The 12568-nt window shown below is 58.3% G+C and carries 8 protein-coding genes and 1 pseudogene; all 9 read left to right on the top strand.

Translation table 11 applies throughout. The features are described 5' to 3' along the window. Positions 1 to 245 precede the first annotated feature (245 nt). A complete protein-coding gene (locus AB7245_RS07035) occupies positions 246 to 1190 on the top strand; it encodes a LysR family transcriptional regulator (RefSeq protein ID WP_439034059.1) in 945 nt (314 codons plus the stop codon). Positions 1191 to 1275: 85 nt separating this feature from the next. Next, the gene (locus AB7245_RS07030) at positions 1276 to 1500 is read left to right on the top strand and encodes a hypothetical protein (RefSeq protein WP_439034058.1); all 225 of its coding nucleotides are present in this window, start codon (positions 1276 to 1278) and stop codon (positions 1498 to 1500) included. A gap of 2346 nt (positions 1501 to 3846) precedes the next feature. Beyond that, positions 3847 to 4566 (top strand): MerR family transcriptional regulator, encoded by a 720-nt coding sequence (locus AB7245_RS07025; protein WP_439034057.1) that lies wholly within the window; start codon positions 3847 to 3849, stop codon positions 4564 to 4566. A gap of 652 nt (positions 4567 to 5218) precedes the next feature. After that, the gene (locus tag AB7245_RS07020; RefSeq protein ID WP_439034056.1) at positions 5219 to 6331 is read left to right on the top strand and encodes a branched-chain amino acid ABC transporter substrate-binding protein; all 1113 of its coding nucleotides are present in this window, start codon (positions 5219 to 5221) and stop codon (positions 6329 to 6331) included. A 656-nt stretch (positions 6332 to 6987) separates the two neighbouring features. Further along, positions 6988 to 8085, top strand: a complete 1098-nt coding sequence (gene hisC / locus AB7245_RS07015; RefSeq protein ID WP_439034055.1) for a histidinol-phosphate transaminase — start codon at positions 6988 to 6990, stop codon at positions 8083 to 8085. Positions 8086 to 8304: 219 nt separating this feature from the next. Then, the gene (locus tag AB7245_RS07010) at positions 8305 to 9339 is read left to right on the top strand and encodes an LLM class flavin-dependent oxidoreductase (protein WP_439034054.1); all 1035 of its coding nucleotides are present in this window, start codon (positions 8305 to 8307) and stop codon (positions 9337 to 9339) included. A 1215-nt stretch (positions 9340 to 10554) separates the two neighbouring features. After that, the gene (locus AB7245_RS07005; protein WP_439034053.1) at positions 10555 to 10899 is read left to right on the top strand and encodes a hypothetical protein; all 345 of its coding nucleotides are present in this window, start codon (positions 10555 to 10557) and stop codon (positions 10897 to 10899) included. Positions 10900 to 10977: 78 nt separating this feature from the next. After that, positions 10978 to 11064, top strand: a pseudogene (locus tag AB7245_RS07000) (hypothetical protein); the annotation flags it as partial. After that, entirely contained in the window at positions 11025 to 12092 is a 1068-nt protein-coding gene (locus AB7245_RS06995; protein WP_439034052.1) for an IS3 family transposase, read from the top strand. The pseudogene AB7245_RS07000 and the gene AB7245_RS06995, both read left to right, overlap by 40 nt. Positions 12093 to 12568: the final 476 nt, after the last annotated feature.

Raw genomic sequence — 12568 nt, 5'->3', positions numbered from 1 at the left:
CGCAAGTTTGCGGATCCCCACCGTGCTGGATCGAGATATGGCTTGCGCAACACGCGCGAAACTGCGACCGCACAATCCAGACGTCTTGATCGATCCCTTGCGCTGGGCTGAGACGCGCAACGATTTGTAACCATTCTGGTAGATCTGACTTCTCGCTAAACTATCGTTTGCTATCCTCACTCGGTACAAATGGTAAAATCGATTGTATCGATAGAACACATTCACACCGTGGATCACTCAGGATCATGCGTTTCAAGGGCCTCGATCTGAATCTCCTCGTCGCGTTCGACGCCCTGGTGACGCAAGGCAACCTCACGTCGGCGGCAAGAAGCATCAACCTCAGTCAACCTGCCATGAGTGCCGCCGTCGCGCGGCTTCGCACCTACTTTCGAGATGAGCTATTCACGATGAGGGGCCGAAAACTGGTTCCAACGCCGCGGGCTGAAGCGCTCGCAGCCCCGATTCGCGAGGCTCTCGCTCACATTCAGCTCTCCATCATTTCTCCGGACGACTTCAATCCGTCTCAATCAAATCGGCGATTCAGGATCATCCTGTCCGACTTCATGACTGTCGTATTTTTTCGACGAATCGTGGACCGCGTCGTGCGGGAGGCTCCTAGAATCACTTTCGAGTTGCTGCCGCCCGCAGAGGAACCCGATGACCTTCTCCGGCGCGGTGAAGTCGATTTTCTCATGTATCCGGAGATGTTCATGTCGAGTGCGCATCCCAAGGCGGCGCTTTTCGAGGACAACTTTGTTTGCGTGGGCTGCCCCATGAACAAGCAACTGGCATCGCGACTCACGTTCGAGAAATACATGTCGATCGGGCACGTGGAAGCCCAGTTCGGGCGCTCCCTGAGGCCCTCGTTCCACGAATGGCTCTTGCTCGAGCATGGTTTCAAGATACGCACCGAGGTCGCCGTGCAGGGTTTTGGTATGATTCCGCCTATGTTATTGGGCACCAACCGTATTGCGAGCATGCCCTCAAGACTCGTCAGCCATTTCGCAAAGACGATGCCCCTGCGGGTTGTCGAACCTCCGTTGCGACTTCTCACATTCACCGAGGCCGTCCAATGGCCCGCCATTCATAATATTGATCCCGCAAGCATTTGGATGCGCAACATATTCTTCCAAGAGGCATCCACGATGGTCTCTCCATCCGAGACCAGCCAATGTCACAGCCCGTTGTAGGATTGTTCGGGCCCGTTGCGACCTGCTCTCGGATAACAAGATCTACGCCAGGCTCGAAGCTCCGGTCCTCTGACTGACGTTGGGCATGGTCGACATTGGCGCGCTTGAGCGCGGTTTGATCGGGTCGCAGGCGCTATTGATCTCGCGCTGCCGTGACGATCTTGCGCATCATACAGCTCGCTCGGCGGCGCTCCGCAATGATATTCCGCTGATCCGGACCGGCTGCATCGCACCGGTCCACGTGAGCCGAGCTCAGAGCTCGCGAAATGATCCGGCGATTCAGGTGAACAATATCTGGCCTCAGCACTAAAAACTCTCCTGAATCGCACGCCGCGTCAGGTTGTAGACCAGCACCTGCGATCGAGGCTGCAACGTGGACGCTGGTAGCGCACCCGGATCGCTCTTCGCCTGATGGTGGGCATTCTCCTTACCGTCAACTGTCCCAGCGATCGAAGCAATGCCGAAGCACCCCGGTAGCTAGACGTCTATGTGGCGGGCGACCTACAGGGGGCGATGCCCGCACGTTCGCGTCGAGCCAACTTGATCTGCCGAACGCCAAGGCCGTCCACGGTCGCGCCCGCAAAGCCCGACCTGACGTAAACTCGGAAGAGCGGAACCTGCAAGTGAGAGGTATTGCGCAAGGCTCGAATGGAGGTTGGGACACGTCATCTCAACGGCGCTTATCTTACTCTTATTGTACTCGATCCGGCATGATCGACCGCAACCGCAAAGTCGCTGGCCGCAGGCTCAACCTGGATCGACCGGCCATGAGCTCGCGGCATTATCCCGCTGCGCGCATTTCGGTAACGCGCGTTTATCATGAGAGGACGGACACTGCGCCAATGTCCGCGCATGGAACGGAAGGGCTCGCCGCTCCCATTCGCCAAGCCCTGCTCCACCCACAGCTTTTGATCATTTCGGCCGACATGTTCACCCAAGCCAAATCGGATCATGCGTGCGGGGTCCTTCTTTCAGATATCGCGACAGTCGTGTTCTTTCGAAACTGTCGTGGCGTGACGCGCGCGACGCCGCCGCCGTCGGTCTCGAGTTGCTGCCCTCACCGCTGAGCCGAAGGGCTCCTTCGGCGCGGCAAACGATGATTTGCCTATCTTACCCGAAGCATCTATGCACAGGCACGCCAAACCGATACTGCTCGAGGATGGAATTGAGTGAGTGAGCTGCCGGACGAGCAAGCCAATACCGCGACAGGAGAACTTCGAGCCTTATGTTCGATAGGATACTTGCGGGGAATTCGCCAGACACTGGCTCCCCAGATTCGAGGGGTAGCTTTGGGTTGAGCATCGCCTAAAGATGCGCATAAAGGTCCTCGTCCAAGCTATCGCGTCATCCTCCTTTGCTATTGCGGACCCGTATGGCGCGGCTGCCAGCAAGGCTGCCAAGCTTTGTGCAAAGACTGCCGCTACGGATCCTTGCACTTCTAGTGCATTGCATCTGGCGAGGCCGTGCGACTGCGCTCCGCGACTCTGATCCGGCATACGGCCGGATATGCGAGTTATTGCTGTAGGAGCCATGACACGTCGGCGCTTGCCGGGCGTGACCGCGCGGTGGCGGGGGCTACCCGTAGACCCATTTTGAGCGCCTCCACGTCCAGCGGATGCCGGAGCGATCCTTCGAGACTCGGTCCTTAATCGCGAACAACTTTTCGTCAGCCGCGCGAGATGCGCTTGCGTTGAGACGCATGCCGGGAATGATTTTGAGGCCCGCCTTCGCTCATTCTCCCGACGCCTCGCGGCCGCAGACTTGCGCCATTGAACAGCGGTCATCATCTTGTGGCACTCCAAAACCAGATGCCGCCATGCGCGAGCAATGCCTTCGCGCCCACAATGACATCTCGACACATCTCAACAGGACTAGCAGACCGTCGAAGAAGCTGTTAGGCGCCGAGCCGGTGGCCACGCCACGACGTGGTGGCAGAACTGATCTGCGATCATTGACCAATCAGCGCCCGGCTCGACGATAGACATCACGGCAAGGATTGCGATCGAAAGAGGCTCATCTGATCAGATCAGTACTGTGTCTGGGGCCGCCGTTTCGTGAAGCAGTATCTTAAGCGGAGCTGTATGCACCTGCTTTCGCTTCTCGTGCCGATCAGACAGCAGATGGCCACCGCTGCGGCAGCATGCAGGAGAAATTGCACCGTTTCAGTTAGCGCAGTCTTGCACAAAGAAAGCATACGCCGTGTTGCACAACGGCATCACGCGCCCCTCCCTGTCACATTCTTTCACGCCCGTCGCCGGTCCGTCTCGTTTTTGCCGCACCACGGCCAAACGGCTTCGTCACGTGCGGCGCGAGTGCGACAATGAAAGGAGCCTACTCTTGGATGAGTCGAGTGGAGTCTACGATCCGGAGGATCTCGCGATGTTGGGACACCTTTTTGATCAAGCAATCACATGTTTACCGACATGCATGCGAACCAGCGAGAACCGCGCGGCGATCGCGAGACTCGTTCTGCAACGCGCAGCGAGGGATGAATTGGGGTCGCTGGCGAACTTGATGCTTGCACTTGTCTCGGCCGCTTGATCAACAGCATGCTCTCAGTCCTTCTGCGGTCCGCAGCAAGAGACGCATCATCTAGATCATTGAAATAACTTGATTCTCACGTGACGTCAGGTTGTACGCTTGAAAATTGAGGACCATGACAAACGCCACACCACGACGGCGCCGATGGCGCATTGGAGAACTTGCAGAGGCGACCGGCGTAACGGTACGCACTCTGCATCACTACGAGCATACCGGGTTGTTGACGGTCTCGGAACGTACCGATGGCGGTCACCGCATGTACGATCGCGAAAGCCTGCAACGCGTCTCTCAGATTCGCGCGCTGCGTGAGCTCGGCTTTTCACTTCCTGAGATCCGCAAAGCAATCGAGGGGCGGACGTCTCTCACGGACCTGTTGCGCAACCATCTGGAACGGATTGAACTTCAAGTCGCGCGGACGACATTATTAAGGGACCGATTGCGAGATATGACGACGCAAGGTGAGACACAAGTCAGTGTCGACGAACTGCCGGCCACGTTAGACGCATTGTCACGGATTGAGAAGCGTACCCCCTCGGCGATCTGCACATGCGCCTCAAACGCTAGCCGCGAAGATCGGTGGCGCAAGATTCGCGACGAGCTACGAAGCTGCATGGGTCAGGGCGAGCCTCCATGCAGTGAGCGGGCAAATGCAGTCGCGCGTCAGGCCCGTTCGCTGCTGACTGAGATCGCAGGAGTTGATTCGACTGTCTCAATGATACTCAAAGTGCTGACGCGATTGACCGAACCACACAATCTCGCCGGCTGGGATGCGAGCCTCATGCGATACCTCGATCTCGCCCTCGCCGCGCTGGAGGATCAGCTGGGACAGAATTGACGCGGTTGCGCGCGCTCTCGGTTGTCGGAATAACTCTAAACCCAATGAGTTGATGGTGACCGTTCAATTCTGACTGACAAGATCGTTGGCCCGCAGCAGTTCCTCTCCGACTCTCGATTGTCGGCACTCATTGGGTCTTCTCTGTTTATCTTTGGCAAACAACCTCGACGAGCACGCTTCGAGGCACTTGATTCGCACGTAGCGTCATATTGTACCGTCTAACGCATCGTCGCAGCGACGGGGCGGATAGAGCGCCGGCTAGACCGAGGGAGACTCCAATGATCGGCATCACTTTCGGAACGTCCCGGTGAGAGCTGTCGGCGAGAACAAGTCGGTGGATGATCGTCCGGGCCTTCCAAGCGCCTCCTCTCCACACATCTGCCGAGCACAGGAGATTGGCGAGTGTACCGGATGCCGGCAGGATGTTCGATATGGGCCCCGTCAACGTCTAGAGGACGGATTCTCCTGACCAGTCCCGGAACGTCCGTTCGTCCGTACCCGCCCGATACTTATGGCTGAACCTGGCAACAACCTGAGCCTGTTCGTACCACTCTGAGTTCGATTCAAACATCATAGCGCCGGACTGCTGGTCGCCGCGTCATACCAAGATGGCGACGCAGACCAAGATGTCGCGCGATATCGGGAGCTCCACATGTCGATTTTTCCCGTTCATAGGCTTGCAACTGCTGCGCTCCTTTCCTTGATCCTGAGTTCGAGCGCCTGGGCAAAAGATGTTTACATTGCGGTAGCGGGCCCAATGACGGGAAGCACTGCGGCGCTCGGCGCGCAGATACGCGACGGAGCGGCCGCGGCCGTGGATTCGATAAATGCATCGGGTCTGCTGCCTGACACAAAGCTCATATTGAGGATTGCCGACGACGCATGCGATCCCAAGCAGGCCGTCGCTGTTGCCAATCGCTTGACAACTGACGGGATCAAGCTAGTCGTTGGGCACTTCTGTTCAGCTTCGTCGATTCCGGCTTCAGATATATACGCCGAAGCGGAGGTGATTCAGATTTCACCTGGCTCGACGAATCCCCGTCTGACAGAGCGTGGCCTAACCACGCTGTTTCGGATTTGCGGCCGCGATGACCAACAAGGCAGGGTTGCGGCCGACTACATCGTGCGGCACCACCAAGGCGCAAAGCTCGCGGTCCTCGACGATAAGAGTACAGCAGGCAAAGGCATCGCTGATATCGTTGAATCGCGGCTTCGTGCAGCTGGCGAGCACACTGTTCGACAAAGCTATGTTGCCGGCGAGAAGGATTACACCGCTCTGGTTTCGAGACTGAAGAGAGAGGGAATCCAGATCGTCTATATTGGCGGCTATTACAACGACATCGGCCTTATCGTGCGTCAAGCTGCGGAGGCGAGCGCGCGTCTAGCCGTCATAGCCAACGATCCGCTGATGACAAGCGACTTTTTGGCCATTGCCGGCGACGCCGCAAACGGCACGCTCTTCACCTTTATGCCGGACCCGACGAAGAATGCTGCAGGGGTAGCCGCTGTCGCTAGGCTCAAGGGTTCGAGCCTGTCTGCCGCGGGTTACACGCTCTACGCTTATGCCGCGGTTCAAGCATGGGCAGACTCCGTCAAACGGGCCGGCACCTTCGATGCCATCCGGGTCGCTGCGGCCCTACGCGCGGGCTCAATCGAAACGGCCATTGGCACGGTTCGATTCGACTCTAAGGGAGACAATGCCACTCCTGGCTTCATCGTTTACCGCTGGCGCAACAATACCGTCGAAGCGGTCGAGCAAAACTGATCGCCCGTCCCAACACCGCACGGAGCGTTCGAAAGATGAACCATCCTCGATCTAGCGATTACGCGCTGCTCACGTGCCTCGCAGTCGCCGCAGTCGCAGCATTTCTCGCCCTCGCGGCTGTGCTATCACAGCTGTCGTGCGCGCCCGAACGGCCGCCCGAAGAGTACGTTCCCATTCGCCTGGTGCCACTGCAGTGAGCACCGCTTCCAGATTCATAAGGCCGACGAACATCGGCACCTTCTTCCCGCTAGTCGAACTGATGCGCGCCGAGCTCTCGGGAGTGAACTGTCACGGCCTCTTCAAACGGAACGTACCTTATGAACAAGATGTCAGTCGCGCACAGTCGCTCTGCGATTTGCGCGAGTTTGAGCCAATCGTTAGCAGCGCTGTTCGGCGGAGTGGACGTGGCGTCCCTTCCCTCCGTGGAAACAGGTATCCGCTTGGATGGCGCCGTGCGGCGCCTCTTCCGTGCTGATCGCTACCGGTTTGATAGCGGAGCTCTGATGCGCGGCGGTTATATCTAAGTCGGCCTGTGCCCCCCAACACTCGCATTCAGTCATGTCTTGCGCTTTCTGGCCCCGAACATTGCGCCCGTATCGACTAGACTCGATGAGCGCCCTCAACTGCTCTCGTCGACACAAAGGGAGAACACCAAGTTGGATACGAAATTACAAACTCTGCTTTCCTCCATCTCGCCGGTTGCTCGCGAATTGGGTGCTCTGCCGTCGGGCCGGCCTACCCCGGACAATGGTTGCGTGAAACTGAACACAAATGAGAACCCATTTCCTTTGCCTGGCGTCGTGATGCAAAGCGCGATTGCAGCTCTTGAGCTGCAATATCTTTATCCAGAGGACGACAATATCAGCTTGAGAGAAGCGGCCGCAGCTGCCTATGGCATCGCAACCGATCGCGTGATGGCTGGCAATGGATCATCTGAACTCCTCAGTCTGATCTACAGAGCCTTCCTTGCCCCCGGCGAGGGCATCGCAATGATGTCGCCCGGCTTCTCATTCAATCGCAAGCTTGCCATGTTGCAAGGGGCCCGCTTCATTGAAATTCCCTGGTCTGAACCTGACTGCTTGCCGATGGATGAGCTGCTTTTCGGTGCGGCTAAAGATGCCAAATTCATTCTGCTGGCCAACCCAAACAATCCGACCGGAACTTTTGTTCCGCTCGCTGAGATCGAACGCCTCGTTATACGATCTGACCAATTGATCGTATTGGACGAAGCCTATGTCGATTTCGCACCTGAGGACGGCCTACGCCTTGTTGAGCGCCATTCGAATCTTTTGGTCCTGCGCACGTTTTCCAAGAGTTATTCCGCCGCTGGCATTCGCGTCGGCTTCGGTTTTGGCCATCCCGAGCTGATTGGGCGACTTCGCAACATCCAGAATGTTTTCAACATGAATGTGGTCGCTCAAGCGGTGGGCATGAGCGTCCTTGCGCATCGCGACGCCTACGAGGAGAACCATCGCCACGTCAGGCTTGAGCGGCAGCGCGTAGCGGCCGCCCTCTCAGACTTTGGGTTCTCTGTAACGCCTTCCTACGCGAATTTCCTCCTCGCCCGTGTGCCGGTGGGCCAGGGTGGCAGATGGTGGCAGGCGGCGTTGGAAGACCAGAAAGTCCTTGTTGCGTTCTTTCCGGATGCCGGCCTGGAAGAGTGCATTCGGGTTAGCATCGGTACAAAGCGCCAGATGGATGCCTTTCTGGCGGCTATCGGCAGCATTCTTAGGAAAGTGGGATGCCGTGGCTAGTGGCGCCTTCCACGCATGTCGCAGATCCGCGCACGTAATCGATCCGGACGAACACCTGATGCAGCTTCGCGACGCAGCCGGAGTCCGTTTTTATCCAGTCGGCGCACTTCGAGCAGTTGAGAACGGCTTCGCAGCCTATGCAGCGCGTTCCCAGCGAGCACCTCTTGCACTCCCCGAAACCCGGCGGACTCCGGTCCTCTCTCTATAGGAGATAACTGAGTGAGAAACGTTCTTCCCTCAAACCTGACCTGCGGCATCTTTGATCACCTTGACGACGACGGCCGCGATATCGCACGGCAATACGCGGACCGCCTCACGCTCGCGGAGGCCTACGACCGGCTCGGTTTCTATGCCTATCATCTAGCGGAGCATCATTGCACTCCCCATGGACGGGGTCCATCGCCGAACTTGTTTCTGTCGAGCGTCATACAACGCACACGGCGACTTCGCGTTGGTCCCTTGGTCATGCTGCTCAACCTCTATCATCCGCTGCGTGCATTCGAGGAGATCTGCATGTTGGATCACCTGAGCAGCGGCAGAGTTGAGGTCGGCCTTGGTCGCGGCTCCTTGCCGATCGAACTGAGCTACTTTGGGGTTGGAGCCGATGTTGCGTCGAGCCGTTACGAGGAAGCTTCCCAAATCTTCGTTGGCGCGATGAATGGCGGTCCGCTCTCATACCAAGGGCGACATTTTGCGCTGACCGAAGTTCCCTTGACGCTTTCACCTCACCAGCATCCTTGTCCCCCCACATGGATTGCAACAAATCGGCCAGACTCAGCCCGGTGGGCGGCGGCAAATGACGCCAATCTCGCGTGCATGGGCCCCTCTTCTGCCGTTCGCAAGATAACCGATGTCTATCGCACTCATCGAAACGCGAAGGGTGACGCCAACGGTGCAGCACCATTTCTGGCATTGCTCCGCATGGTCGTAATCGCCAACTCTGAAGCAGCCGCCCGGTCCCTAGCGGCGCCAGCCTATGAAACATGGCTCAAGAACTTCAAGTTCCTGTATGACCTCAATGACATCGCGCCTCCATCCAACCTGCCCCTGACCTTGGATGCCGCGATCGAGAGTGAACTGTGCGTTGTCGGAACGCGCGCTTCGGTGCGCCAGACTCTTCTCGATCACGTGGAAGAGGCAGGCGCCAACTATCTCCTTTGTCAGCTCGCCTTCGGATCTCTGTCACTGGATGCCTGCCTCAACACAGCAACTGCGATTCACTCCGAGCTCATAGCGGCAGAGCGCGGGCTATGACCCACAGCGGGTCCGATAAGTTCGCGGTTGACCTGCTAATAAAGGGCAATAGCGACGCCGATGAGCACCGCTGCCGAATGGCTCGATCAGCCGCTGCTATCGTTCAGATGGCTTTTACAACCAAGCGACCCTTTCGGCTGCATCAGCAAGCAGAAGGCTTAACGGCAATAAATCGCCTTCTCTCATTTTGTACGCGTTGAGAATGCCCGAGCATTGGTTTGCCTGGACACGTGAGTTGGTTCACGCCGATCCCGCTTTGGCGCGCCGGCTCGTCGATCGCATTCCAGACGAATCCAAGGTGTGGCTTATCGCCCGAGCGGGCCTGTCGTGACGCGGTCCCGGCAGCGCTCCGATCGGACGGAGGAGATCGCGCGTAAGCTCGAGATCGTGCTGGCGGAGTTGGCTTCGCTGCGCATTCTGCTGGCTGCGCACGGCATTAGCACCCCTCCACCTCTGCATGAGGACTACCTCACTGTTCAGCGGTTCGCAGCAATGAACCACATAAGCCCCGAAGCCGTGCTCTCTCGGATCCGCCGCGGCAAATTGCGCGCGGATAAGCGCGGTGGCCGCTGGTGGGTGAAATGCACGGTTCGCACAGCATAGCCGTGCAGTGACGAGAGCAGTAAGAGAGACGAAGTGATTCAATCCGAGATACGGACTCCGGCAGATGAAAACGATCTGCGCATATAACTCGCTATCACTGCTGGGCTCGACCGGGCAGTCGATGGAGAACCAATAGGTTGATCGAGGTCGACCTGACGCACGACCAACACACGCGATCGCCGACTCGGGAGGGTCGATCTCGATGCCTTCACGCAATGACGAAACGCGTCGACGCTCGGAGCAACGGGATATCGGATGACCAGCTTTGCGTGAGCGGGATCACTCAGCCGATTCGGCGTCGTCAACAGAGCGATCGCAGTGCACAAGCGGAAGAGCACGGATGCTTGGCAGTAGATGTCCACCTCCAATACCTCTTGCAACGTATGGCAAAACGGAGACGGCGCACGCCCTCGATGTCGGCTTTGGACGCCATCTCACGCACAGGGAATAAGTGCCATTTGAAGGTCCGTCTCACGCCCGCCGGGGCATAGCAGCGGAAATGTAATCCCAGTCATTCCCCTGTTCAGGATCACCTCGCACATCGGTGTCAATCGGGGACGTGTCTGATTTGGCGGATGGCCGCCAGACTCTGACTGGAGAAGGAGATCGCCTATGATGTCACCAAGACTGATGTCAGTCCTGGGGTCGATGGTAGCAGTCGAGCGTATGTTTTGGAAACTTCGAGAATTGATCGATGGCGACAGCTCAATCTTACCTGACGTTCGAGAGACGCTTCATGTGATTTTAGACGCGAAGCTTCTTTCCGCAAAAGATAAGATTATGAGCGACGCGCGCGCTGCGATCGACGCAACTCCTGATTTGCCGCAGGCAGTCCGCGAGCGGGCATACAGCTCGCTCGATTCTGCAATGGCAATGTTCATGGCCAGCGAACCCCACCGCACCCAGGATCTCCTTAGCGAGATCGGCATGTTGAGCGCTCATCGCAAGATGCATTGATGCATGCCCCGCTCCGTTGATCCCTTGCCGCGACATTTGGCTGTGCACGGTTGATGTTAGGCGAGGCAATTCGCGGAGCTGCTGAGCAGCTATCTAGCCTGGTGGAATGAAGCGACGCTGTACAATTGGAAGGCGAAGTTCGGCGGTCTGGACGTCTCCGATGCCAAGCGGTTGCGGCAACTCGAGGACGAGAACGCCAAGCTGAAGAAGCTGCTGGCCGAGCAGATGCTGGATGCTGCAGCGCTACGCGAGCTTTTGTCAAAAAAATGGTAGGGCCCGTCGCCAAGCGCGAAGCCGTCGCGCACCTGCAGGCCGTCATGGGTCTGTCGGAGCGGCGGGCCTGCGGCATCGTCGGCGCTGACCGCAAGATGGTTCGGTACCGATCGTGCCGACCGCCGGACACCGAACTACGCGGCCACTTGCGCGAGCTTGCTAATGCCCGTCGGCGGTTCGGCTACCGCTGGCTGTTCGTGCTGCTTCGCCAGCAGGGCGAGCCGTCCGGGCGGAACCGGATCTACCGTCTGTATCGAGAGGAAGGCCTCAGCGTGCGCAAGCGCCGGGCCCGCCGCCGCGCCGTGGGCACCCGAGCGCCGATACTGGTCGAGGCTCGGCCGAACGCCCGGTGGTCGCTGGATTTTGTCCACGACCAGTTCGCCAGCGGCCGTCGCTTCCGGGTCCTGAATATCGTCGATGACGTGACCCGGGAATGTCTGGCGGCCATCCCCGACACCTCGAACCAGGGGCGGCGGGTGGCACGCGAACTGACGGCGCTGATCAATCAGCGCGGCAAGCCGGGCATGATCGTCTCCGACAACGGCACCGAGTTCACCTGCAATGCCATGCTGGCCTGGTCGGAGGAGAACAAGATCGACTGGCACTTCATTGCGCCGGGCAAGCCGATGCAGAACGGCTTCTGTGAAAGCTTCAACGGCCGGATGCGGGACGAGCTTCTCAACGAAACCTTGTTCTTCGGCCTCGATCACGCCCGCGCCAAGATTGCGGATTGGGTCGGCGACTACAACGGCCAACGCCCGCATTCCTCGCTCGGCTATCTGACCCCTGCGGCCTATGCCGCCTACCTCACCGCAACGTGCGATCGGCTGCGCAACCCCGACCAGCTCCGCCGATCGCACGTTGCTCACACCGCGCCAAACGGCGTAACATCCGCCGAGACTCTAACCGCTACTGGGTGAAACTTCAGGGGCAGGTCAGAGCGACAGCACCACGCTAGTTGATCAATCTAGTGCCTCCCTGGCGGCCGGCAGGGCTTGAGTGGAGACCTGCCGAAACGCTGCAGGCTCGGATTTATCTCGTGCATCGCGAACGACGCTTCTCTGGCCAGCCTCAACGGCCCGCTGCATCGAACAAGTGCGGGTCCCCTTCAGCTCTGCAACTTAATCACCGAAAGGACCGGCCACTCGTCGTCATCGCCACTGGCAATCGCCCGACTTTGCTCCTGTGAAGCTCACTTGAGGTGATCCAGCTCAAGCACCATGATTCGCGTTTCCCGAGATGGGTTCGATGCTCGGCCAGGACTTTGCACCGAAAGGACGGTCGCACGCTGAGCCACTCTATCGCGTTGGCCTGATCAAGTGGATCAAGAGCATCGGCTTGCCCACCGAACGTTGATCCCTCTTGGCCCATCCGCAGCATGGATACGTCACATCAA

Source organism: Bradyrhizobium sp. 604_D8_N2_3, assembly GCF_051810765.1.
GTDB classification, from domain to species: domain Bacteria; phylum Pseudomonadota; class Alphaproteobacteria; order Rhizobiales; family Xanthobacteraceae; genus Bradyrhizobium; species Bradyrhizobium barranii.
Note: the sequence above shows the minus strand (reverse complement) of the source record. Positions and strands in the feature narration are given on the sequence as shown.